We start from the raw sequence: 18,470 nt of genomic DNA, 5'->3' as shown, positions 1-18,470 counted from the left end.
ATTGTCTTCAGCCACGGTCCTTTTTTTGTTTTTAGCCTCTTAAAAAAATCAGTGCTATCGTAAAGCATGCATAGACGACTACAACCCATGTATCTCGTTGATGCCAATGCAAGACACGATATTTCGTTCGGCCTTCGCCACCTTGATAGCCACGGGCTTCCATCGCTGTAGCCAAATCTTCTGCTCGATTGAAACTGCTGACAAACAAGGGAATCAACAAAGGAACGATGGCTTTCATTTTTTGCAATAGTCCACCTTCACCAAAGTCGACACCTCGGGCTCGTTGTGCATTCATGATTTTCTCAGTTTCATCCATCAATGTCGGAACAAAGCGCAATGCAATCGACAACATGAGAGAAATCTCGTGTACAGGAAAGCGAACAGCTTTTAGCGGCCGCAAAATATACTCGATCGCATCCGACAATTCTAACGGCTGTGTGGTCAGTGTCAATAATGTCGACATAAAGATAATCAAGACAAACCGACAGAAGATAAAGACCCCGTTTTGCAACCCATACTCTGTGATATTGAAGATCCACCATGACCAATACACAGTCCCGCCTGTCGTAAACAAAATCTGCAATGCGACAGTGAATAAGATCAGCCATAATAAAGGCCGTACGCCTCGGGCAAAGAAGCCAAAATCAATTTTAGAGAGCACAATACAACATACGGTAAACACGGCTGCCAGTAGATAACTCTGCCAGTTGTTGGCCAGAAAAATAATCGCGATAAAGTAAAAACTCGCAATCAATTTGACCCTTGGGTCCAAGCGATGAATCAGAGAGTCACCAGGAATGTAACGGCCAAATATCAATTTATTCATCATTGGCTGCAACCTCCTTTGCGACTAGGACATCCGCCAATTCGTCTGCAGTCAGCGGCAAGCCATCGAAAGAAATGCCCTTGGCTTGCAAATGCGCCGCAAACGCAGTCGCGGTTGGAACACCTAACTGCTTTTCTTCCAGCCACTTGATATCTTGAAAGACAACTGCTGGGGTGCCTTTTTTTACGATATGTCCTTTTTCTAAAACATAGACGTAATCCGCGTAATTGGCTACATCATCCATCAAATGGGTCACCAAAATGATGGTCATATTCTTTTCATTGTGGAGCCGTTCAAACATCTCCATCATATCTTTGCGACCTTGTGGGTCTAACCCTGCTGTAGGTTCATCTAGCACGAGCACCTCAGGTTCCATCGCTAGGACACCTGCAATGGCCACTCGGCGCATTTGACCACCTGACAAGTCAAATGGAGAGCGATCAAGGTAGCTTTCATCTAGTCCAACCAATTGAATATATTCTTTGGCTAGTCGTTGCGCTTCTTCTTCTGTCACGCCGAAGTTTTTAGGGCCAAATGCTATATCTCGAGCAACGGTTTCCTCAAAAAGCTGCGACTCAGGAAATTGAAAAACGATACCCACTTTTTTGCGCAGCGGTTTTAAGTTCTTGTTGTCAGTATCTGGCTTGATCACGCGCTCACCAATCGTTACTTGACCACTGGTTGGTTTTAACAAAGCATTCAAATGTTGCAACAAGGTCGATTTTCCACTGCCTGTATGGCCAACCAACGCCGTGTATGAACCTTCCTTGATCGTTAGATCAATATCAAAAAGAACCCGTTGTTCGAAGGGTGAATGCGGCTGATATGTGAAGCCTACTTGTTCAAAATGGATGTCCATAACCAATCCACCATCCCTTCTTCAGTCAAATAGTCCTTAGGCACACGGATCCCCCGCTGTGCCAATGCTGCTTTTAATTTTTCAGGAAAAGGCAGATCCAGCCCTAAGCCAATCAACTCTGGCCCAGCTGAGAAGATTTCTGCTGGTGTTCCCTCACGAACCAATTCCCCTTCTCGCATCACCAACACACGATTGGCATTGGCTGCTTCATCAATATCGTGGGTGATGGATAGGACAGTCAAGTTGTTTTGCTCTTTGATCTTTTTGATGGTAGAGATCACTTCTTCTCTTCCTTCAGGATCCAACATACTGGTTGCTTCGTCCAAAATAATGATATCAGGACGTAGGGCCACGACTCCGGCAATCGCCACCCGCTGCTTTTGACCGCCAGATAAACGTGCTGGTTCTCGCGTAGAAAATTCACTCATCCGTACTTGTTCCAAAGCGTCTTTGACACGTACCAGCATCTCTTCTCTCGGTATACCTTGGTTTTCTAAACCAAAAGCAACATCATCTTCAACAGTCGAACCGACAAATTGATTGTCTGGGTTTTGGAAGACCATACCGACCATTTTGCGTATTTGCCAGATATTGGCTTCATCCAAAGGCCTACTGCCTACAGAAACGGATCCTTCCTGGGGCAAAATCAAGCCATTGATCGTTTTCGCCAATGTAGATTTCCCAGAACCATTATGACCGATCAACGCCACCCATTCTCCTTGATTGATAGAAAATGATACTTTATTTAAAGCGGCACGGTCTTCTTCTTCATGATAACGCACAGTAATCTCTTTTAATTCGATGATTGGCTTCATAATAGACTCCTTCAAATGCGATTGATTCTTTCTAACACTACCAAAAAAGAGGGTGATTTTCAATCATTCTCATTGATTTGTAGACAGTTCTTTTTTCCACTTGCCATGACCTGTCAAGACAGGTAATCGAAAGTAAAAAAAAAGCACTTTATGATGAGTGCGTACACCTCGAAAAATCGAGGTGTATGCGCTGAGCTAGACTCGGAAAGGATCTTCCAACATCATAACACTCTTAATAAACATCTATAAAGTGATGATAAGTGTGATTTTAAACAAGTTCTAGGATAACCATTGGTGCAGAATCTCCGCGTCTTGGTTCTGTCTTCAAGATGCGTGTGTATCCGCCTTGGCGATCTGTGTAACGAGGAGCGATATCATTGAATAGTTTTTGCAAAGCAGATTCAATGACTACTTCTTCGTTTTCTTCACGAACGCTAGCAACTTCATTACGTACGAATGCGGCTGCTTGACGACGTGCATGCAAATCACCACGTTTACCTAAAGTGATCATTTTTTCTGCAGTTGAACGAACTTCTTTCGCACGCGCTTCAGTCGTAACGATACGTTCGTTAATGAATAAATCAGTTGTCAAATCACGCAACATCGCTTTACGTTGGCTAGATGTGCGTCCTAGTTTACGATAACTCACGTGGTTTCCCTCCTTCACTTTCGAAATGTTGTTTCGGTTAAACGAACCGAACTAACGCAGTCGAAAACGGTTTAATCGTCTTTACGTAATCCTAACCCTAAATCATGTAATTTCACTTTGACTTCTTCTAGAGATTTACGGCCTAAGTTTCTTACTTTGATCATTTCAGGTTCAGATTTGTTAGTCAATTCTTGTACAGTATTGATTCCTGCACGTTTTAGACAGTTATATGAACGAACAGATAAATCTAATTCTTCAATCGTCATTTCTAACATTTTTTCTTTTTGTGTTTCTTCTTTTTCTACCATGATTTCAGCGTTTTTCGCTTCATCTGTTAGGTTGACAAAGATGTCTAAATGTTCAGTCATGATTTTTGCAGAAAGACTCATTGCTTCTAATGGCTCAATAGAACCATCTGTCCAAATTTCCATCGTTAATTTGTCGAAATCATCACGACGGCCTACACGTGTGTTTTCTACTTGGTAGTTGACACGACGTACTGGTGTATAGATAGAATCAACAGGAAGAACACCGATCGGCATATCTTCTTTTTTGTTTTCGTCCGCTTGAACATAGCCGCGACCAGGTTTCACTGTTAAGCGAGCATGGAAGTTGGCACCTTCAGAAACGGTACAAATATACATATCTTTGTTAAGGATTTCTACATCGCTGTCAACGATAATATCGCCAGCAGTTACTGTAGCAGGTCCAGAAATATCGATTTCTAGGGTTTTTTCTTCATCCCCGTACATTTTCAATGCAAGACCTTTAATATTCAAGATGATTTGAGCAACGTCTTCCCGAACGCCCTTAACAGTAGAGAATTCGTGTAAAACTCCATCGATTTGAATATTGGTGATTGCCGCACCAGGTAAAGAAGATAATAAAATACGACGTAGGGAATTCCCTAGTGTAGTTCCGTAGCCTCTTTCTAGAGGTTCAACGATGAACTTGCCATAATCTTTGTCTTCATCAATCTTTGCGATTCTTGGTTTTTCGAATTCAATCATTCTTATCTTTTACCCCTTTCAAAACGAAAAGTGTCTTGTTCAATGACGTTTTTGTTACACTCAAAATGAGCAGCACTCATTAAACACGACGGCGTTTTGGAGGGCGGCATCCATTATGAGGGACTGGCGTCACGTCACGGATTGCACTCACTTCCAAACCTGCTGCTTGTAATGAACGAATTGCTGCTTCACGTCCAGAACCAGGTCCTTTAACTGTTACTTCTACAGTTCTTAATCCGTGTTCCATTGCTGCTTTGGTAGCTGTTTCTGCTGCCATTTGAGCGGCAAAAGGCGTAGATTTTTTGCTTCCTTTGAAACCTAATGAACCAGCTGATGACCATGCTAACGCATTACCATGAGTATCAGTGATCATAATGATTGTATTATTGAATGTTGAGTGAATATGTGCAATACCCGCTTCAATATTCTTTTTCACACGGCGTTTACGACTCACTTTTTTTGCTGCCATGAAGTTTAACCTCCTTCACTTAGAAATTATTTTTTCTTGCCTGCGACTGTTTTAGACGGGCCTTTACGAGTACGTGCATTGTTTTTCGTGTTTTGTCCACGAGTTGGCAATCCACGACGATGACGGATCCCACGGTATGAACCAATTTCCATCAAGCGTTTGATGTTCAAGTTCACTTCGCGACGTAAGTCACCTTCAACTTTTAATTTATCGATTTCCGCACGGATAGCGTCTGTTTGTTCATTCGTTAAGTCACGAACGCGAACTTCTTCAGAAACACCTGCGTCTGCTAAAATTTGTTTTGCAGTCGTGTTACCAATACCATAGATATAAGTAAGTGAAACGACCACACGTTTATCACGAGGAATATCTACTCCTGCAATACGAGCCATATTTGTTACACCTCCAATTATCCTTGACGTTGTTTATGTTTTGGATTTGCTGGGCAAATCACCATAACGCGTCCTTTACGACGAATTACTTTACAATGTTCGCACATTGGTTTTACTGATGGTCTTACTTTCATGATAATACCTCCTGTGGTTTTACGGAGTACAATTATTTAAAGCGATAAGTAATGCGGCCACGGTTCAGATCATACGGTGATAATTCCACCGTTACTTTATCTCCAGGTAATATACGAATGTAGTGCATCCGGATTTTACCAGAAACGGTCGCTAGAACTTGGTGTCCGTTTTCCAATTCTACTTTAAACATTGCATTCGGCAAAGTTTCGACGACTGTACCTTCGACTTCAATCATATCTTCTTTTGCCACGCACAGTACCTCCTTGTACTTGTGATTTTCACACGATAAAATGGCGGAAACGCGGTTCCCACCTGATATTCTCAAACTATGCTCCCACCCTACAAAAAAGGTAGAAGTCGGACTGATATATTCTACCATATCCTGTCAAAGGTTTCAAGAGAAAGTTTTAAGCTGCAAGTTGGTCTCGGGCAATCTATGATTAGTCAATGATGTGTTGCACATCTTCGAAGACAGCATCGATGTCGCGATCCCCATCAATTGATTGCAATAACCCTTGGTCTTTATAATAAGACAAGATTGGTTGACTGCTTTCAATATTGACAGCTAGACGATTTTTGACCGTCTCAGGCTTATCATCTTCACGTTGGTAGAAGTCATGACTTCCACAACGATCACAAGTTCCTTCCACTTTTGGCGGATTGAACAATTTATGATAAGTTGCCCCACAATTGCGGCACATGAAGCGGCCGGCTAAACGTTCTACAAGAACTTCTTCAGGAACATGGATATCAATCACTGCATCGATCTTTTTGTTGAGGTCTTTCAACATCTCGTCCAAGGCTTTGGCTTGATCCAATGTCCGAGGAAAGCCATCTAATAAGAAGCCTTTCTCCGTATCGGGCTCTGCCAAACGTTCTTTGACGATACCGTTGGTTACCTCATCAGGAACCAATGCACCTTGGTCCATGTATGATTTTGCTTTAAGGCCTAGTTCTGTTTCGTTCGCCATAGCAGCCCGAAACATATCGCCTGTTGAAATATGAGGAAGACCGTATTCAGCAACGATACGTTCTGCCTGAGTACCTTTTCCGGCACCAGGTAATCCCATTAAAATGAGGTTCATTCTAATTCCTCCTGTAAGTTTTTGAATAGTGTTGAGGAAATCCTCAACACCTCAATAACTTTAATTGATAAAACCAGTATATTTCCGTTTCAGCATAAGTCCTTCTAACTGCTTGGCAGTATCCAGAGCTACACCGATAATGATCAATAGACTCGTTCCACCTAACCCGATCGATTGCGGTAAATTCCAAACCATTTGTGCAATGATTGGCAGCAATGCAACCAAGCCTAAGAACACTGAACCGACAGTACTTAATCGCATCAATAAGCGTGATACATATTCTTCAGTTCCTTTACCAGGACGCACACTTGGAATATAACTTCCTTGTTTTTGCAAGTTTTCCGCTAATTTCTCAGGGTTCACTTGGACAAATGCGTAGAAGAATGTAAATGCAACGATCAAGACCGTGTATACGATCGCACCCGGTACGGTGTTATAACTAAAAATCATTTGAACAACGTCATACCATGTTTCGCCTCTGTACGAACTGCCTAATGCTTGAATGATCGCATTTGGTGTCGTGATCAAAGAGCTGGCAAAGATAACTGGGATAACACCCGCAGCATTTACTTTCAATGGAAGGTAACTGCTTGTTGGTGCGCCTGCTACTCGTTTGGTATATTGGATCGGAATCTTGCGTTCCGCTTGTTGAACATACGTTACAAATGTAATGACGATCAAAACAGCAACAACAAGAATCAGCATAAAGATGGCATTTAGCCAGATATCAGATTTTTCCACGTTAATGAAATAATCTTCAACCAACTCTTTGATGCTTGCCGGCAAGCGTGAAATGATCCCTGCGAAGATGATCATGGACACACCATTTCCAATACCACGTTCCGTGATTTGTTCGCCTAACCAAGTCACTAACATCGTGCCTGCAGTCAGAATCAAACCAATAACGATAAACGTAGCCACGTTGGGGTTGTTTACGAAGCCCAGTTGCGTGTAGTAGTTAAATCCAGCGGTCAATGTCATTGATTGGACAAACGCCAAAACCAATGTCAAATAACGGGTTGCTTGATTCAATTTCTTCCGACCGACTTCCCCTTGCTTAGACCATTCAACAAATTTTGGTACGATATCCATCTGCAGCAACTGGATCACAATTGAAGCAGTAATGTAAGGTGAGACCCCCATCGAGAAAATCGAAAATTGTTGCATGGCACCACCACTGACCAGATTCAACATGTTTAAGAATGGTAAATCGGCAATAGTAGCCAAGCGGCTTGCGTCTACGCCTGGCACAGTAATATGTGTTCCCAGACGAAAGACAAACAAGATAAACACGGTGAACAAAATTCTTGATCTAATATCTTTTACTTTAAAGGCATCCCTCAATAGTTTGATCATTAGATCACCTCGATTGATCCACCAGCAGCAACGATTGCTTCCTCAGCTGCTTTTGAAAATTTCGCTGCTTTCACAGTCAATTTCTTCGTTAATTCTCCGTTAGCTAATACTTTGATTCCTGCTTTTTCGTCTTTGACGATTCCAGCTTCGTGTAAAGCAACAGGTGTTACTTCAGCACCGTCTTCAAAGCGGTTTAAGACATCAAGATTGATGACTGCATATTCTTTGCGGTTTACATTGGTAAAGCCACGTTTTGGTAAACGACGGAACAATGGTGTTTGTCCACCTTCGAATCCTAGACGTACTCCGCCACCTGAACGAGCTTTTTGACCTTTTTGTCCACGTCCAGCTGTTTTACCGTTACCAGATGAAGTTCCTCGTCCAACACGGTTACGTACTTGGCGTGAGCCTTCTGATGGTTTTAATTCATGAAGTTTCATAGGTTTGGCACCTCCTTAATCAAACTAGATCTGCTGATCCTTAGACTTCTTCAACATCCACTAAATGAGAAACAGTGTTGACCATGCCTTTGATTGCATCGTTAGCAGGTTTTACAACTGTTGAGTTCATTTTCGTTAGACCTAACGCTTTTACAGTATCGCGTTGGTTTTGAGGACGTCCGATAATACTGCGTTTTAAAGTAATTTTCAATTCAGCCATTATGTTGTCCTCCTTAACCGATTAATTCTTCAACTGATTTGCCGCGAAGTGCTGCCACTTCTTCAGCGCGTTTTAATTGTTTCAAACCTTCAACTGTTGCGCGAACAACGTTGATTGGTGTGTTAGAACCTAAAGATTTAGATGTGATATCTGCTACCCCAGCTAATTCCAATACGGCACGAACTGGTCCACCAGCAGCGACCCCAGAACCTTCTACAGCAGGTTTCATTAGGATACGTCCGCCACCGAATACACCGATAACTTCGTGAGGGATTGTAGAACCAACCATTGGTACTTCAACCAAGTTTTTCTTCGCATCTTCGATTGCTTTACGGATTGCTTCTGGTACTTCTTGCGCTTTACCAGTACCGAAACCTACGTGTCCGTTTTTGTCACCGACAACGACTAAAGCAGCAAAGCGTAGACGACGTCCACCTTTAACAACTTTAGTAACACGGTTGATCGCAACAACGCGGTCTTCTAATTCCAAATGTTTTGGATCAATATAAACCATGAATGGTGTTCCTCCTTCTCTTAAAATTCTAGTCCATTTTCGCGCGCTGCTTCAGCTAAAGCTGCTACACGGCCATGGTAAAGGTATCCACCACGGTCAAAGACTACGACTTTAATACCTTTTGCTGCTGCACGTTCTGCGACTAATTTACCGACAGCTTGTGCTTGTTCAGTTTTGTTTGCACCTGAAACATCTTTGTCTAAGGCAGAGGCACTTGCTAGCGTCACACCCGCTACGTCATCAATTACTTGTGCGTAGATGTTTTTGTTCGAACGGAACACGTTTAAGCGTGGGCACTCAGCAGTACCAGAGATTTTGTTACGTACGCGACGATGTCTTTTTTGACGTGTCTTGTTTTTATCTGGTTTTGTAATCACAATTTGTCACCTCTTTATATTTGCTAGCCTAAGCTGCTAGTCGTAAAAGTTTACGACTATTTACCAGTTTTACCTTCTTTACGGCGTACAAATTCGCCAACATAACGAATTCCTTTGCCTTTGTAAGGTTCTGGAGGACGAACGCCACGGATATTGGCAGCCAATTCGCCGACAACTTCTTTATCGATTCCTTTGATGATAACAGAAGTGTTAGATGGCACTTCGATTTCAATGCCAGCTGGCGCGTCGATTTCAACTTGGTGAGAATAACCTACGCTCAATACAAGTTTTTTACCTTGTAATTGTGCACGGTACCCAACCCCGATCAATTCTAACGCTTTTTGGAAACCTTCAGAAACACCAACAACCATGTTGTTGAAGTTTGCACGGGTAGTTCCGTGGATAGTTTTCATTTCTTTACTATCGTTTGGACGAGTGAATGTTACTTCGCTTCCTTCGATATTCATTGTAATATCAGAAGAGAAAGTCCGTGTCAATTCACCTTTTGGTCCTTTAACTGTAATGTCGTTTCCAGCTTGTTTGACTTCAACACCTGCAGGAAGAACGACGATCTTATTACCGATACGACTCACTTAGAGGCACCTCCTTGTGTAATATTTTAAATTACCATACATAAGCGACTACTTCGCCGCCAACATTTTTTGCTCTCGCTTCTTTATCAGTGATTACACCGTCAGAAGTTGAGATAATTGCGATTCCTAGACCGTTCAATACTTTAGGTACTTCGTCAGCTTTGACATAAGCACGCAAGCCTGGTTTAGAGATACGCTTTAAGTTAGTGATAACACGTTCGCCGTTTTTGCCGTATTTAAGAAATACGCGGATCACGCCTTGTTTGTCATCTTCAATGTATTCAACATCGCGGACGAAACCTTCACGTTTCAAGATTTCAGCGATATCACGTTTGATTTTTGAAGCAGGTACTTCTAAGCTTTCGTGTTTAACCATGTTTGCGTTACGCACGCGCGTTAGAAAATCTGCGATTGGATCTGTCATGACCATGGGATAATTTACCTCCTTTATGCGAGTATAGTTTACCAGCTAGCTTTCTTCACGCCGGGAATTTGTCCTTTATAGGCAAGTTCGCGGAAGCAAATACGGCATAGATGAAATTTACGATAAACTGAATGTGGACGTCCGCAACGTTCGCAACGTGTGTATTCTTGAGTTGAGAATTTAGCAGGGCGTTTGTTTTTAGCAATCATTGATTTTTTAGCCACGTAGTTCGCCTCCTTTTTTTATTTTTGGAATGGCATGCCTAATTGTGTTAACAATTCACGAGATTCTTCATCTGTGTTTGCTGTTGTTACAATAACGATATCCATACCACGTACTTTGTCGATCAAATCGTAATCAACTTCAGGGAAGATCAATTGTTCTTTGATACCTAAAGTGTAGTTTCCGCGTCCATCGAACGCTTTTTTGCTCACACCGTGGAAATCACGGACACGTGGCAATGAAACACTGACCAATTTGTCTAAGAATTCATACATTCTTTCGCCGCGCAATGTTACTTTCGCACCAATTGGCATACCTTCACGTAAACGGAAGCCAGCGATTGATTTTTTCGCTTTAGTGATCAATGGTTTTTGACCTGAGATCAATTGTAATTCTTCAACAGCTTTGTCTAAGTTTTTAGCGTTTGACACAGCGTCACCTACACCCATGTTGATAACGATTTTATCAACTTGTGGTGCTTGCATGATTGAGCTGTAGTTAAATTTGTCCATTAATGATGGGACAACTTCTTTTGAATATTTTTCTTTAAGGCGGTTCATCTGTTAGCCCCTCCTTCCTTCATCTGATTATTTATCAAGAACTTCGCCGGTTTTTTTAGAAACGCGGACTTTTTTGCCGTCAACTTCTTTGTAACCTACACGTGTTGCTTCACCGTTCGAAGGATCAACCACCATCACGTTTGAAACATGAATGGGTGCTTCCATTTCGACGATTCCGCCTTGAGGAGCAGTTTGAGAAGGTTTTTGGTGTTTTTTCACGACATTGATACCTTCGACAACGACTTTGTCTTTTTTAGGAAACGCTGCTAGCACAACGCCTTCTTTATTTTTGTCTTTACCAGTGATAACTTTTACTTTATCGCCTTTTTTAACAAACATGTTTGTTTCGCACCTCCTTTAGATAAGACTCACTATTACAATACTTCTGGTGCTAGGGAAACGATCTTCATGAAGTTGCCTTCACGCAATTCGCGGGCCACTGGGCCAAAGATACGAGTTCCACGAGGGCTCTTATCATCACGGATAATTACCGCAGCATTTTCATCAAATTTGATATAAGAACCGTCTGTACGACGTGCTCCTGATTTTGTACGAACGATAACGGCTTTAACGACGTCACCTTTTTTGACAACCCCGCCTGGCGTTGCTTGTTTGACCGTAGCAACGATCACATCACCAATATTGGCAGTTTTACGACCAGATCCGCCAAGGACTTTGATCGTTAGGATTTCACGGGCACCTGAGTTGTCCGCGACTCTTAATCGGCTTTCTGCTTGGATCACGATGTGTATCCTCCTTTCAGATTTTGCAATTCACAATCTATATAGGAAAATCTCGTGTGATTAGATAATCACTGCCTTTTCAACAATCTCTACTAGACGGAAACGTTTCGTAGCTGATAATGGACGAGTTTCCATAACTTTCACGATATCGCCAACTTTTGCTTCGTTGTTTTCATCGTGTGCTTTGTATTTCTTAGAATAGTTCAGACGTTTTCCGTAGATAGGGTGGTTTTTCTTTGTTTCAACTACAACAGTAATGGTTTTATCCATTTTGTCGGATACCACGCGACCTTGGTAAACTTTGCGTTGATTTCTTTCTTCAGTCATACGCTAAATGGCCTCCTTCCACTATTACTTAGCTTGTTCACGCAAAACAGTTTTGATGCGTGCAATCGATTTACGTACTTCTTTGATACGTGCAGTGTTTTCTAATTGACCTGTTGCTAATTGGAATCTAAGATTAAACAATTCTTCTTTCAATTGTTTTTCTTGATCTAGCATTTCGGCAGTGGTTAATTCTCTGATTTCTTTAACCTTCATTCGATTCACCACCCATTTCCTCACGTTTTACGATTTTCGTTTTCATAGGTAATTTGTGAGAAGCAAGACGTAACGCTTCACGCGCCACTTCTTCAGATACACCGGCAATTTCAAACATGATTTTTCCACGTTTAACTGGTGATACCCATCCTTCTGGAGCCCCTTTACCTTTACCCATACGAACGCCAATAGCTTTTGATGTATATGATTTGTGAGGGAAAATTTTGATCCATACTTTCCCGCCACGTTTCATATAACGAGTCATGGCGATACGAGATGCTTCAATTTGGCGGTTAGTGATCCAGTGAGATTCAACAGCTTGCAAGCCGTATTCACCGAAAGCCACTTCTTTGCCGCCTTTTGCTTCACCGCGCATTTTACCACGGAACTCACGACGGTGTTTTACACGTTTAGGTACTAACATGATTATTTCCCTCCTTTCTCAGTGTTTTTTTTAGTTGGAAGAACTTCTCCACGATAAATCCACACTTTAACTCCTAGTTTTCCGTATGTTGTATCTGCTTCTTCCCATGCGTAATCAATATCCGCACGTAATGTATGAAGTGGAACAGTTCCTTCTGAATAACCTTCTGAACGGGCGATATCGGCACCGTTTAGACGTCCAGAAACTTGTGTTTTGATTCCTTTAGCGCCAGAACGCATTGTGCGTTGGATCGCTTGTTTTTGGGCACGACGGAAAGCCACACGGTTTTCTAATTGACGTGCAATTCCTTCGCCCACTAATTTTGCATCTAAATCTGGTTTTTTGATTTCAACAATGTTGATGTGAACTCGTTTGCCAGTTAAGCTGTTCAATTCTTTTCTTAGGTTTTCGACTTCAGATCCGCCTTTACCGATAACCATACCTGGTTTCGCTGTGTGGATTGAAACGTTCACGCGGTTTGCTGCGCGTTCGATTTCAACTGTTGACACTGCGGCATCAGCAAGTTTAGATGCGATAAATTTACGGATTTTCAAATCTTCGTGTAGAAATTCAGCATACTCTTTTTCAGCATACCATTTAGCATCCCAGTCACGGATGATGCCTACGCGCATTCCAATTGGATGTACTTTTTGACCCACTGATTGTCCCTCCTTATTTTTCTGATACGACTACAGTAATATGACTTGTACGTTTGTTGATTGGTGATGCTGAACCTTTCGCACGTGGACGGAACCGTTTCATAGTTGGTCCTTCGTTAACGAATGCTTCAGAAACGATCAAGTTTTCAACATCTAAGTCAAAATTATTTTCTGCATTAGCGATAGCTGACATCAAGACTTTCTCGATGATTCCTGCAGCTTTGTTTGGTGTGAACTTTAAGATCGCGATTGCTTCAGCAACGCTTTTCCCTCTGATTAAGTCAATAACTAGACGTGATTTGCGAGGAGAAACGCGGACTGTTTTAGCAGTTGCTTTCGCTGATGTAATTTGTTCTGCCATTTTTGGATATCCTCCCCTCAAAATTAGCGTCTTGTTTTCTTATCATCGGCAGCATGTCCGCGATAAGTTCTTGTTGGTGCAAATTCACCTAATTTGTGTCCTACCATGTCTTCTTGGATGTAAACTGGTACATGTTTCCGTCCATCATATACTGCAATAGTATATCCGATAAAATTCGGGAAAATTGTGGAACGACGTGACCAAGTTTTGATCACTTTTTTCTTTTCAGCGCCTTCTTGTGCTTCAACCTTTTTCATCAAATGATCATCGACGAAAGGTCCTTTTTTCAAACTACGACCCATGGTGTACCTCCTCTCAAAATATGTGACACACGGTCATAAATGTTACTTGGTTTTACGACGAACAATAAGTTTGTCAGATTTTGCTTTTTTGTTACGAGTTTTGTACCCAAGAGCAGGTTGTCCCCAAGGAGAAACTGGTGCTTTACGTCCGATTGGTGCTTTACCTTCACCACCACCGTGTGGGTGATCGTTAGGGTTCATTACGCTACCACGAACAGTTGGGCGTTTACGCATCCAACGAGAGCGTCCAGCTTTACCGATGTTGATCAATTCATGTTGTTCATTACCAACAGCACCGATCGTTGCACGGCAAGTAGCCAAGATCATACGTACTTCGCCTGAGTTCAAACGAATCAATACATATTTGCCTTCTTTACCAAGTACTTGTGCACTTGTACCAGCTGAACGGATCAATTGTCCGCCTTTGCCAGGTTTCATTTCAATGTTGTGGATAACTGTACCAACTGGAATATTTTCAAGTGGTAATGCGTTCCCTACTTTGATATCTGCTTCTGGACCAGAAACGATCTTTGTGCCAACTTCTAATCCTTTAGGTGCTAAGATGTATGCTTTTACTCCATCCTCGTAATGTACTAACGCAATGTTAGCAGAACGGTTTGGATCATATTCAATCGTTTTAACTGTAGCAACGACATTGTCCTTGTTACGTTTGAAATCGATTATACGGTATTGACGTTTGTGACCGCCACCTTGATGACGAACCGTGATACGTCCGTTGTTGTTACGACCAGCATTGTTTTTCAAAGGAGCTAACAATGTTTTTTCTGGTGTTGAAGTTGTGATTTCAGCGAAATCAGAACTTGTCATATTACGACGGCCGTTCGTGGTAGGTTTGTACTTTTTAATCGCCACGTCTTTTTCCCTCCCATGTAAAATTTATACGTAGACTACTTATTCAGCAGCTTCGAAAATTGTAATTTCTTTTGAACCTTCAGTTAAAGTCACAACAGCTTTGCGACGTTTTTTTGTATATCCTGCATATTTACCCATGCGTTTGAATTTAGGACGAACGTTGATGATATTCACGTTAGCCACTTTCACACCGTCAAAGGCAGCTTCTACAGCTTGTTTTACTAAAGTTTTGTTTACTTTTGTGTCCACTTCAAAAGTATATTTCTTGTCATCCATGGCAAGCATTGATTTTTCAGTGATCACTGGGCGTTTAATAACGTCTAGTAAGTTCATTATGCAAGCACCTCCTCGATCTGAGTAAGAGCAGTTTTCGTTACAAGTAATTTGTCACTTGAAACGATGTCAAGAACACTAATGTTGTCAGCAGTTACTACAGAAACTTTCGGCAAGTTGCGCGCTGATAAAGCGGCAAAGTCGTTTTCAGATTCAAGAACTACCAATACTTTAGAATCAATTGTCAAGTTAGCAAGAACTTGTTTGAATTCTTTTGTTTTAGGTGCATCAAAGCTTAATCCTTCGATTGCTACCAAGTTATTTGAAGCAACTTTTTCTGACAATACAGATTTCATTGCTAAGCGACGAACTTTTTTAGGAAGTTTGTAGCTGTATGAACGTGGTGTTGGTCCGAAGACTACGCCACCTCCACGCCATTGTGGTGAGCGGATCGAACCTTGACGGGCACGACCAGTTCCTTTTTGGCGCCATGGTTTACGGCCACCGCCTCGAACTGCACTGCGGTTTTTCACAGCGTGTGTTCCTTGTCTTAATGAAGCGCGTTGCATGATGATTGCATCGTAGACAACTGTTTCATTTGGTTCAATTCCGAAGATTTCTTCGTTCAATGTAATTTCGCCATTTTGGCTTCCATCTTGTTTGAATAATGCTACATTCGGCATTCCTTAGTTCCTCCTTTCTTCCTATCTGTTTATTTAGCTTTCACAGCTGATTTGATTGTAATCAATGATTTTTTCGCGCCAGGAACGTTTCCTTTGATCAGAATAACGTTGCGTTCTGCGTCTACACGTACGATTTCCAAGTTTTGGATCGTGATACGATCGCCACCCATACGGCCAGCAAGACGTTTGTTTTTGAAGACACGGTTTGGAGCTACTGGACCCATTGAACCAGGACGACGATGGTAACGAGAACCGTGAGACATTGGTCCGCGGCTTTGTCCGTGACGTTTGATAACGCCTTGGAATCCTTTACCTTTCGAAGTACCAGTTACATCAATGATGTCTCCTGCTTCAAAAATATCAACTTTGATTTCTGATCCTACTTCTAAGCCCTCAAGCTCTACATTCTTGAATTCGCGAATGAAGCGCTTAGGAGCCGTGTTTGCTTTCGCAACATGACCTTTCGCAGGTTTGTTAGACAAAACTTCACGTTTATCTTGATAGCCGACTTGAATTGCTTCGTAGCCGTCATTTTCGATTGTTTTCACTTGTAGTACTACGTTAGCAGTAGCTTCAACTACAGTTACTGGAATCAATTCGCCAGACTCAGTGAAGATTTGTGTCATTCCCACTTTTTTCCCTAAGATTCCTTTGGTCATGATTACACCTCCAATTTAATTATAGTTTGATTTCGATGTTTACACCGCTTGGCAAGTCTAGCTTCATTAAAGCATCAACTGTTTTTGGTGTTGGATTCACAATGTCGATTAGACGTTTGTGTGTACGCATTTCGAATTGTTCGCGTGAATCTTTGTATTTGTGCGTCGCACGGATGATCGTGTACAAGCTGCGTTCAGTTGGTAATGGAATTGGACCAGATACGCCAGCTCCAGTTCTTTTTGCAGTTTCTACGATTTTATCCGCTGATTGATCTAAAATACGATGTTCATACGCTTTTAAACGGATACGAATTTTTTGTTTTGCCATTGTTTTCCCTCCTTCGCCTATTTTGAAAAGTAGACATAGCTCCACGAAAATTTTCCGTCACGCTCGTCCATGGCAAAGCGTCCGGGCGTGTCGCAACCTCTCGTTTCGTAGCCGGCAGAAATTTCTTTGCTGCCAGTGTGACTTACGCATTTTACGTAAACAGCACCTTTATGATTATATTACGGATAAACATTGATTGCAAGCTTTTTTTATTGGAAATGCGCGATTCTTTTGCATTTCTTTCTGAAAACTTTCTTCAATTATACGAAATAAAAAAAGAAGCATTGTACACTTCTTTTTTATCCATTTATTCTACCGCGAAATGTACGATCCATCGCTGCTTTCAATGGGAAATAAAGTATGGCCACCAGCACGATCGTCACCGTCACATTGATCACCGTCGCCGGCAGTTTGACCAGCGCTGCCGCCCACGCATGTGAGAAGGCACTCCCCATAAACCACAACATCACCGTGTTCTTGATTTGTGTCATCGCTAATTTGGCGATTCCTGTTGCCAGTCCAATAACGACCAATTGCCAGACACGATAGGGTTTCTTTTTAAATAGAAGAAAGGCACCGTACGCTGCTGCGCCAACAATAAAACTTTCCAGGATGAAATAGGGCGCTTCTGCGGCGTAGCCATTCAAGACATCAAAGATGGCAAAACCCAACCCACCTGCCAGCGATCCGTTGATATAGCCCAATAACAATACCGCCAGCAAAAGAACCGCATTCCCTAAGTGGACGAAGGCACCGGTCGGCAGTGGAATCTTAATCATTGTACCAATCACAGTCAACGCGGCAAAAAGAGCGACCAGTACCACCCGTTGAATCTTCCGATCATTCATGGTGCATCCTTCTTTCTGCTTCATTATACGCCCCATGCCATACATGTCCGACATACGGGTTGATTGATACTCCTTGTTCGATCGCAGCTGCCACGAAGGATTTCGCCACACGAACACTATCCAACACTGTCCATCCTTTGGCTAAACCGGCTGTCACAGCTGCCGAAAAAGTACAACCCGCACCATGGTTAAAATCCGTATCGATACGAGGTCCCTCTAACACTGTGAACGTCGATCCATCGTACAAGACATCGATCGCTTGGCTGCCTTGTAAACGGTGACCACCTTTCACCACTACATTTTTTGCTCCTAGATGATGGATCTTCGCGGCAGCTGTTTTCATCTCTTCTACCGTCCTTAGATCCCCTAGCCCAGACAATATACCGGCCTCAACCAAATTCGGTGTAGCGACTTCGGCAAGCGGCAATAAATCCGCAATGATTGCCTCTACACTTTCTGGTTGCAAAATATGCGCGGTACCTTTACAAGCAATCACTGGATCGATGACAACCTGTTTGATCCCGCGCTCTTTGATTACACGCGCCGCCACTTTGATATTTTGTTCATTGCCTAGCATTCCTGTTTTCACTGCATCCATGGCTTCCCCAGCTAGTGCTGAGATCAATTGTTTTTCAACCAAATCCGCTGCTATAGCTGTTACCTCGTGTTGCCAACCCGTCGTCGGATCCATCGTGACAATCGATGCCAACGAAGCAAATCCGAATGTGCCATACTCTTGAAATGTCTTCAAATCGGCTTCGATCCCCGCCCCGCCTGTTGAGTCAGAGCCTGCAATCGTTAATACTTTTTCCATCTTCATGCCCCCTTTTT

At 42.3% G+C, this 18,470-nt stretch carries 34 protein-coding genes; all 34 read right to left on the bottom strand.

Going from position 1 to position 18,470, the window contains the following annotated elements; genetic code table 11:
- Positions 1–31: 31 nt before the first annotated feature.
- The 34 genes from AEQ18_RS07505 to thiD all read right to left on the bottom strand — a co-directional run bounded on the left by AEQ18_RS07505 (position 32) and on the right by thiD (position 18,453).
- Entirely contained in the window at positions 32–829 is a 798-nt protein-coding gene (locus tag AEQ18_RS07505; protein WP_054115717.1) for an energy-coupling factor transporter transmembrane component T family protein, read from the bottom strand.
- On the bottom strand, positions 819–1,685 hold the full coding sequence (locus AEQ18_RS07500) for an energy-coupling factor ABC transporter ATP-binding protein (RefSeq protein WP_054115716.1): 867 nt from the start codon (positions 1,683–1,685) through the stop codon (positions 819–821). The genes AEQ18_RS07505 and AEQ18_RS07500 overlap by 11 nt, the downstream gene beginning before the upstream one ends.
- Complete coding sequence (locus AEQ18_RS07495) at positions 1,661–2,500, bottom strand: energy-coupling factor ABC transporter ATP-binding protein (RefSeq protein WP_054115715.1); 840 nt, start codon at positions 2,498–2,500, stop codon at positions 1,661–1,663. The genes AEQ18_RS07500 and AEQ18_RS07495 overlap by 25 nt, the downstream gene beginning before the upstream one ends.
- A gap of 268 nt (positions 2,501–2,768) precedes the next feature.
- Positions 2,769–3,149 (bottom strand): 50S ribosomal protein L17, encoded by a 381-nt coding sequence (gene rplQ, locus AEQ18_RS07490; RefSeq protein ID WP_054115714.1) that lies wholly within the window; start codon positions 3,147–3,149, stop codon positions 2,769–2,771.
- 71 nt (positions 3,150–3,220) lie between these two features.
- The gene (locus AEQ18_RS07485) at positions 3,221–4,159 is read right to left on the bottom strand and encodes a DNA-directed RNA polymerase subunit alpha (RefSeq protein WP_054115713.1); all 939 of its coding nucleotides are present in this window, start codon (positions 4,157–4,159) and stop codon (positions 3,221–3,223) included.
- Between the two features lie 79 nt (positions 4,160–4,238).
- On the bottom strand, positions 4,239–4,628 hold the full coding sequence (rpsK, locus tag AEQ18_RS07480; RefSeq protein ID WP_054115712.1) for a 30S ribosomal protein S11: 390 nt from the start codon (positions 4,626–4,628) through the stop codon (positions 4,239–4,241).
- A gap of 26 nt (positions 4,629–4,654) precedes the next feature.
- Positions 4,655–5,020 carry a 30S ribosomal protein S13 gene (gene rpsM / locus AEQ18_RS07475; RefSeq protein ID WP_054115711.1) on the bottom strand — a complete coding sequence of 122 codons (366 nt, stop codon included), beginning with the start codon at positions 5,018–5,020 and terminating at the stop codon, positions 4,655–4,657.
- Between the two features lie 17 nt (positions 5,021–5,037).
- Positions 5,038–5,154, bottom strand: a complete 117-nt coding sequence (gene rpmJ / locus AEQ18_RS07470) for a 50S ribosomal protein L36 (RefSeq protein WP_002288710.1) — start codon at positions 5,152–5,154, stop codon at positions 5,038–5,040.
- A 32-nt stretch (positions 5,155–5,186) separates the two neighbouring features.
- A complete protein-coding gene (gene infA / locus AEQ18_RS07465; protein WP_002288695.1) occupies positions 5,187–5,405 on the bottom strand; it encodes a translation initiation factor IF-1 in 219 nt (72 codons plus the stop codon).
- Positions 5,406–5,595: 190 nt separating this feature from the next.
- Complete coding sequence (locus tag AEQ18_RS07460) at positions 5,596–6,240, bottom strand: adenylate kinase (protein ID WP_054115710.1); 645 nt, start codon at positions 6,238–6,240, stop codon at positions 5,596–5,598.
- 60 nt (positions 6,241–6,300) lie between these two features.
- Positions 6,301–7,596, bottom strand: a complete 1,296-nt coding sequence (gene secY / locus AEQ18_RS07455; protein WP_054115709.1) for a preprotein translocase subunit SecY — start codon at positions 7,594–7,596, stop codon at positions 6,301–6,303.
- Positions 7,596–8,036 (bottom strand): 50S ribosomal protein L15, encoded by a 441-nt coding sequence (rplO, locus tag AEQ18_RS07450; protein WP_003128016.1) that lies wholly within the window; start codon positions 8,034–8,036, stop codon positions 7,596–7,598. The genes secY and rplO overlap by 1 nt, the downstream gene beginning before the upstream one ends.
- A 40-nt stretch (positions 8,037–8,076) precedes the next feature.
- Positions 8,077–8,256, bottom strand: a complete 180-nt coding sequence (rpmD, locus tag AEQ18_RS07445) for a 50S ribosomal protein L30 (RefSeq protein ID WP_054115708.1) — start codon at positions 8,254–8,256, stop codon at positions 8,077–8,079.
- A gap of 13 nt (positions 8,257–8,269) precedes the next feature.
- Positions 8,270–8,770: a 30S ribosomal protein S5 gene (gene rpsE / locus AEQ18_RS07440; protein ID WP_003128014.1), complete on the bottom strand. Its 501-nt coding sequence runs from the start codon at positions 8,768–8,770 to the stop codon at positions 8,270–8,272.
- A gap of 20 nt (positions 8,771–8,790) precedes the next feature.
- Positions 8,791–9,147 (bottom strand): 50S ribosomal protein L18, encoded by a 357-nt coding sequence (gene rplR, locus AEQ18_RS07435; RefSeq protein WP_054115707.1) that lies wholly within the window; start codon positions 9,145–9,147, stop codon positions 8,791–8,793.
- 56 nt (positions 9,148–9,203) lie between these two features.
- Entirely contained in the window at positions 9,204–9,740 is a 537-nt protein-coding gene (gene rplF / locus AEQ18_RS07430) for a 50S ribosomal protein L6 (RefSeq protein ID WP_054115706.1), read from the bottom strand.
- A 31-nt stretch (positions 9,741–9,771) separates the two neighbouring features.
- Positions 9,772–10,170, bottom strand: a complete 399-nt coding sequence (rpsH, locus tag AEQ18_RS07425) for a 30S ribosomal protein S8 (RefSeq protein ID WP_005227093.1) — start codon at positions 10,168–10,170, stop codon at positions 9,772–9,774.
- A gap of 32 nt (positions 10,171–10,202) precedes the next feature.
- On the bottom strand, positions 10,203–10,388 hold the full coding sequence (locus AEQ18_RS15420) for a type Z 30S ribosomal protein S14 (RefSeq protein WP_003128010.1): 186 nt from the start codon (positions 10,386–10,388) through the stop codon (positions 10,203–10,205).
- Between the two features lie 18 nt (positions 10,389–10,406).
- A complete protein-coding gene (gene rplE / locus AEQ18_RS07420) occupies positions 10,407–10,946 on the bottom strand; it encodes a 50S ribosomal protein L5 (protein WP_054115705.1) in 540 nt (179 codons plus the stop codon).
- Positions 10,947–10,973: 27 nt separating this feature from the next.
- Complete coding sequence (gene rplX, locus AEQ18_RS07415; RefSeq protein WP_054115704.1) at positions 10,974–11,285, bottom strand: 50S ribosomal protein L24; 312 nt, start codon at positions 11,283–11,285, stop codon at positions 10,974–10,976.
- A 35-nt stretch (positions 11,286–11,320) separates the two neighbouring features.
- The gene (gene rplN / locus AEQ18_RS07410) at positions 11,321–11,689 is read right to left on the bottom strand and encodes a 50S ribosomal protein L14 (protein WP_003128006.1); all 369 of its coding nucleotides are present in this window, start codon (positions 11,687–11,689) and stop codon (positions 11,321–11,323) included.
- A 60-nt stretch (positions 11,690–11,749) separates the two neighbouring features.
- On the bottom strand, positions 11,750–12,016 hold the full coding sequence (gene rpsQ / locus AEQ18_RS07405) for a 30S ribosomal protein S17 (RefSeq protein ID WP_054115703.1): 267 nt from the start codon (positions 12,014–12,016) through the stop codon (positions 11,750–11,752).
- 24 nt (positions 12,017–12,040) lie between these two features.
- Positions 12,041–12,229 (bottom strand): 50S ribosomal protein L29, encoded by a 189-nt coding sequence (gene rpmC, locus AEQ18_RS07400; RefSeq protein WP_002288664.1) that lies wholly within the window; start codon positions 12,227–12,229, stop codon positions 12,041–12,043.
- Positions 12,219–12,653: a 50S ribosomal protein L16 gene (rplP, locus tag AEQ18_RS07395; protein ID WP_054115702.1), complete on the bottom strand. Its 435-nt coding sequence runs from the start codon at positions 12,651–12,653 to the stop codon at positions 12,219–12,221. Before rplP ends, rpmC begins: the two co-directional genes overlap by 11 nt.
- A 2-nt stretch (positions 12,654–12,655) precedes the next feature.
- On the bottom strand, positions 12,656–13,312 hold the full coding sequence (gene rpsC / locus AEQ18_RS07390; RefSeq protein WP_054115701.1) for a 30S ribosomal protein S3: 657 nt from the start codon (positions 13,310–13,312) through the stop codon (positions 12,656–12,658).
- A 13-nt stretch (positions 13,313–13,325) separates the two neighbouring features.
- A complete protein-coding gene (gene rplV, locus AEQ18_RS07385) occupies positions 13,326–13,673 on the bottom strand; it encodes a 50S ribosomal protein L22 (RefSeq protein WP_003127973.1) in 348 nt (115 codons plus the stop codon).
- 23 nt (positions 13,674–13,696) lie between these two features.
- Positions 13,697–13,975, bottom strand: coding sequence for a 30S ribosomal protein S19 (gene rpsS / locus AEQ18_RS07380; protein ID WP_054115700.1), 279 nt, complete (start codon positions 13,973–13,975; stop codon positions 13,697–13,699).
- Positions 13,976–14,017: 42 nt separating this feature from the next.
- The gene (gene rplB / locus AEQ18_RS07375) at positions 14,018–14,848 is read right to left on the bottom strand and encodes a 50S ribosomal protein L2 (RefSeq protein ID WP_054115699.1); all 831 of its coding nucleotides are present in this window, start codon (positions 14,846–14,848) and stop codon (positions 14,018–14,020) included.
- Between the two features lie 39 nt (positions 14,849–14,887).
- Positions 14,888–15,181, bottom strand: a complete 294-nt coding sequence (locus AEQ18_RS07370) for a 50S ribosomal protein L23 (protein WP_054115698.1) — start codon at positions 15,179–15,181, stop codon at positions 14,888–14,890.
- Positions 15,181–15,804 carry a 50S ribosomal protein L4 gene (gene rplD, locus AEQ18_RS07365; RefSeq protein ID WP_054115697.1) on the bottom strand — a complete coding sequence of 208 codons (624 nt, stop codon included), beginning with the start codon at positions 15,802–15,804 and terminating at the stop codon, positions 15,181–15,183. The genes AEQ18_RS07370 and rplD overlap by 1 nt, the downstream gene beginning before the upstream one ends.
- 29 nt (positions 15,805–15,833) lie before the next feature.
- Positions 15,834–16,463, bottom strand: coding sequence for a 50S ribosomal protein L3 (rplC, locus tag AEQ18_RS07360; RefSeq protein ID WP_054115696.1), 630 nt, complete (start codon positions 16,461–16,463; stop codon positions 15,834–15,836).
- A 19-nt stretch (positions 16,464–16,482) separates the two neighbouring features.
- Complete coding sequence (gene rpsJ, locus AEQ18_RS07355; protein ID WP_003127966.1) at positions 16,483–16,791, bottom strand: 30S ribosomal protein S10; 309 nt, start codon at positions 16,789–16,791, stop codon at positions 16,483–16,485.
- A 299-nt stretch (positions 16,792–17,090) separates the two neighbouring features.
- A complete protein-coding gene (locus tag AEQ18_RS07350) occupies positions 17,091–17,639 on the bottom strand; it encodes an ECF transporter S component (protein ID WP_054115695.1) in 549 nt (182 codons plus the stop codon).
- Positions 17,632–18,453, bottom strand: coding sequence for a bifunctional hydroxymethylpyrimidine kinase/phosphomethylpyrimidine kinase (gene thiD, locus AEQ18_RS07345; protein ID WP_054115694.1), 822 nt, complete (start codon positions 18,451–18,453; stop codon positions 17,632–17,634). Before thiD ends, AEQ18_RS07350 begins: the two co-directional genes overlap by 8 nt.
- Positions 18,454–18,470: the final 17 nt, after the last annotated feature.

It is taken from the genome of Enterococcus sp. RIT-PI-f (assembly GCF_001297065.1).
GTDB lineage: Bacteria > Bacillota > Bacilli > Lactobacillales > Enterococcaceae > Enterococcus_D.
The sequence above is the reverse complement of the archived record's forward strand: the minus strand, read 5'-3'. Positions and strand labels throughout refer to the sequence as shown.

Excerpts from the sequence above, each read along its gene's own strand:
- rplE (WP_054115705.1), bottom strand. The coding sequence starts at position 10,946 with ATGAACCGCCTTAAAGAAAAATATTCAAAAGAAGTTGTCCCATCATTA.
- thiD (WP_054115694.1), bottom strand. The coding sequence starts at position 18,453 with ATGGAAAAAGTATTAACGATTGCAGGCTCTGACTCAACAGGCGGGGCG.
- AEQ18_RS07505 (WP_054115717.1), bottom strand. The coding sequence starts at position 829 with ATGATGAATAAATTGATATTTGGCCGTTACATTCCTGGTGACTCTCTG.
- rplX (WP_054115704.1), bottom strand. The coding sequence starts at position 11,285 with ATGTTTGTTAAAAAAGGCGATAAAGTAAAAGTTATCACTGGTAAAGAC.
- rpsM (WP_054115711.1), bottom strand. The coding sequence starts at position 5,020 with ATGGCTCGTATTGCAGGAGTAGATATTCCTCGTGATAAACGTGTGGTC.
- rplO (WP_003128016.1), bottom strand. The coding sequence starts at position 8,036 with ATGAAACTTCATGAATTAAAACCATCAGAAGGCTCACGCCAAGTACGT.
- rpsH (WP_005227093.1), bottom strand. The coding sequence starts at position 10,170 with ATGGTCATGACAGATCCAATCGCAGATTTTCTAACGCGCGTGCGTAAC.
- rplV (WP_003127973.1), bottom strand. The coding sequence starts at position 13,673 with ATGGCAGAACAAATTACATCAGCGAAAGCAACTGCTAAAACAGTCCGC.
- AEQ18_RS07485 (WP_054115713.1), bottom strand. The coding sequence starts at position 4,159 with ATGATTGAATTCGAAAAACCAAGAATCGCAAAGATTGATGAAGACAAA.
- AEQ18_RS07495 (WP_054115715.1), bottom strand. The coding sequence starts at position 2,500 with ATGAAGCCAATCATCGAATTAAAAGAGATTACTGTGCGTTATCATGAA.
- AEQ18_RS07350 (WP_054115695.1), bottom strand. The coding sequence starts at position 17,639 with ATGAATGATCGGAAGATTCAACGGGTGGTACTGGTCGCTCTTTTTGCC.
- AEQ18_RS07460 (WP_054115710.1), bottom strand. The coding sequence starts at position 6,240 with ATGAACCTCATTTTAATGGGATTACCTGGTGCCGGAAAAGGTACTCAG.
- rplP (WP_054115702.1), bottom strand. The coding sequence starts at position 12,653 with ATGTTAGTACCTAAACGTGTAAAACACCGTCGTGAGTTCCGTGGTAAA.
- rpmD (WP_054115708.1), bottom strand. The coding sequence starts at position 8,256 with ATGGCTGAATTGAAAATTACTTTAAAACGCAGTATTATCGGACGTCCT.
- rplC (WP_054115696.1), bottom strand. The coding sequence starts at position 16,463 with ATGACCAAAGGAATCTTAGGGAAAAAAGTGGGAATGACACAAATCTTC.
- rpsQ (WP_054115703.1), bottom strand. The coding sequence starts at position 12,016 with ATGACTGAAGAAAGAAATCAACGCAAAGTTTACCAAGGTCGCGTGGTA.
- AEQ18_RS07370 (WP_054115698.1), bottom strand. The coding sequence starts at position 15,181 with ATGAACTTACTAGACGTTATTAAACGCCCAGTGATCACTGAAAAATCA.
- rpsS (WP_054115700.1), bottom strand. The coding sequence starts at position 13,975 with ATGGGTCGTAGTTTGAAAAAAGGACCTTTCGTCGATGATCATTTGATG.
- rpmJ (WP_002288710.1), bottom strand. The coding sequence starts at position 5,154 with ATGAAAGTAAGACCATCAGTAAAACCAATGTGCGAACATTGTAAAGTA.
- secY (WP_054115709.1), bottom strand. The coding sequence starts at position 7,596 with ATGATCAAACTATTGAGGGATGCCTTTAAAGTAAAAGATATTAGATCA.
- rpmC (WP_002288664.1), bottom strand. The coding sequence starts at position 12,229 with ATGAAGGTTAAAGAAATCAGAGAATTAACCACTGCCGAAATGCTAGAT.
- rpsJ (WP_003127966.1), bottom strand. The coding sequence starts at position 16,791 with ATGGCAAAACAAAAAATTCGTATCCGTTTAAAAGCGTATGAACATCGT.
- rplD (WP_054115697.1), bottom strand. The coding sequence starts at position 15,804 with ATGCCGAATGTAGCATTATTCAAACAAGATGGAAGCCAAAATGGCGAA.
- AEQ18_RS07500 (WP_054115716.1), bottom strand. The coding sequence starts at position 1,685 with ATGGACATCCATTTTGAACAAGTAGGCTTCACATATCAGCCGCATTCA.
- rpsE (WP_003128014.1), bottom strand. The coding sequence starts at position 8,770 with ATGGTTTATATTGATCCAAAACATTTGGAATTAGAAGACCGCGTTGTT.
- rpsK (WP_054115712.1), bottom strand. The coding sequence starts at position 4,628 with ATGGCAGCAAAAAAAGTGAGTCGTAAACGCCGTGTGAAAAAGAATATT.